1 protein-coding gene is annotated in these 2507 nt (G+C 30.5%); it reads right to left on the reverse strand.

The genetic code is table 11. The features are described from left to right. Positions 1–2134: type II CRISPR RNA-guided endonuclease Cas9 (gene cas9 / locus AACY61_RS12315; RefSeq protein ID WP_339611875.1), on the reverse strand; the 2134-nt coding region annotated here is incomplete at its 3' end. Positions 2135–2507: the final 373 nt, after the last annotated feature.

Consider the following 2507-nt stretch of genomic DNA (forward strand, 5'->3'; position numbering starts at 1 on the left):
ACTTATTCCCATTTATATCCTTAATAGTTGCCGGTTTAAACTTTTCAATGTCTGAAGGATGATAAAGACTTTCTCTAGCATTTATTTTCAGTAAATCATTATCTGATAAAAACTCCATTATTTTTTCATCAATTCTTTTAATACTTGCGTGCTCACGTTCCTTTAATTTTGTGATAAAAATTTTAAAAGCATCGGAAAGTATAATTTCTTTGTCGGAATTGCCTTCCCAAGTTCGTTCTCCAAATTCTTTTCTCAATTGTTTTTCTACATCTTTTTTATAAATGTTTTCTGCTTCTTTTGAATAGGTTTGATTGTTATCAAAACAATATTTCAAAACACTATTTATTGCAAAAAGCATTTTGTTTTCCTTTTGATGATTATTGATGATATCACCAACTTCTTTTTCAATCAGTTTTCTGTCGTTTATATCAATCCATCGTTTAGGCTTTATTAATTGATCCATATTGGCCATAAACACGGCATGAGAGTACAACAACCCATTTTCCAAATAGGGCAATATTTTTTTGATGGCGTAGAGGCTTAGTGAAGCATATTCTTTCTTTAGGTGAATCTTTGAAAACTTTTCTGCATCTTTTTTATTAAGCTTCAATTTGCTTACTCCAAAATCAATTAATTTCTCTTCAGAGGTAAACGTAGCCAGCACGTGCCAAATATCGGCTATCACTTCTTCTTTAGATTTTATTTCTTCAAGTTTGTCATTATTGATGTTTCTGATTTTTTTGTCAGTGTAGTTTTCATAAATAGTGTTTTCCCAATCATCACCAAAAAGGGTGCTTAAAGCTGCAATAGTAGGACACCCACTTACAGTTGTATTGTCTTTATAGTTGTAACTGTTATTATTACCTAATGACTTTTTAACATCAAAAAAAGTAAAAGTAGGTTTAGATTTTCTAAAGAATTTAGGCTTAATAATTTCTCTTTCATCCTCATTCAGGAACCTGAATTTTTCATCACCTTGCGTTTTTAATTTAATAGTGTTAATAAAACTAAACATCCTAAATAATTCATATTCAGGACGAGAGCCTGAGCATCTTGGTTTTGTAGGTTCAAGCGAACATTTGCCAATTAATCCCTTTTGTGATTTAAGAGGCCGTTGATAAAAAATTGCTTTGTATAATTCTTTTACAATACCGGTGTATCTCTCACTTGGATCTTTTTTGGAGTTATTTATTCCTTCTAAACCCTGTGCTAAACAAATAACTTCAAACTCAATCAAATAATGGTCTTCTCTTGATGTATAATTGCTGCGTATTTTGTTTTCTGTATTGTTCCTGTCTTGTTGATAGAGTTTCCAAAAATATTGACCTAATGTGTTACAGTTTGCTTTTTCTATGGCAGTATCAAGCTCAGTGATATTTTTTTTAACTGCTCCAAGATTCTCTTTTTTAAAAAGTCTGTCTAGTAGCTTTTGTTTAGTCTCATTGATTTCAATTTTGTCTTTAAGAATTTTTAAAAAATTATTATATAGCTTTTTTAGCTCATTCTCACCAGCGTTTAATTCTTTTTGCTTTTTTTCTATAATATCAAAAGGTTCAAAATATTCGTTAATTAACTGTTGTATTTCAATAGCATTTTGTCCGTCATTAATCCTTGTTTCAAGTTCAGGTTGATGCTTTTCAATAATTCCTTTATCTGATTGATCTAAACGATTGCTTAAAAAGCCTCTACGTTGAGCCATATGATATACTGCTCTTCCCAATTCATAGTTGTTTACTTTTTCGCGGCTAGCTTTGTCTCTAAAATAATAAGGATTAATCATTTTATCTTCATCAGTTCTTAACCATTCTAAAAAATCAGGTTTAGCAGGATATTTCTTAAAGTTTGATTTTCTCCATTCTTTGACTTCTTCAATAGATAATGGGCACATGTTGTATTTCGCTAATACCAGAAGTGTTTGATACTTTCTTATTTTTCTTCTAAACTTAATTCTCCTAGCGCTTCTAAAGCCTGTTCTTTCAGCTGCTCTTGATTTTTCCTGTCCTTTTTCTTTCTTCACTCCTTCAGAAAAAATAAGGACACCTTTATCTTCTAGTTTATTTCCTGTTTTTTCTTGGTTTATTAACGCCCACCCAATCGAATTCGTCCCTAAATCCAGTCCTAATACTTTTGCCATGCTTTGTTATTTTTGTTCATAATTTATAAATCTATAAAATCTTTTTAAACCCCTTTTACGGTTTTCCCCATTGTGTTGTAAATTATTTTTAAGTACATTTGAATTGTGAAAATTTTATTCTAATCTTTAATCTTATCACAATAAGGCTATATGCCGTAGGTATTAAAACCTTGAGTCCCGCTTCGGTGGGACTTTTTTTGTTTACTGTGATTGAATAGTGCTATTTCAATACAAACTTTTATTAAATAATACATTGATAGTCTGTCAAATAAACTAATTTATAAGACATTAAAGCGTTCAAAACCCGGTAATGAGGTGTTTTGATACAATAGTAAACGGGGAGTTAATAAAGTGCGGCTTTTCAAATATAGTT

The sequence above is a fragment of the uncultured Planktosalinus sp. genome (genome assembly GCF_963973675.1).
Classification (GTDB): Bacteria; Bacteroidota; Bacteroidia; order Flavobacteriales; family Flavobacteriaceae; genus Planktosalinus.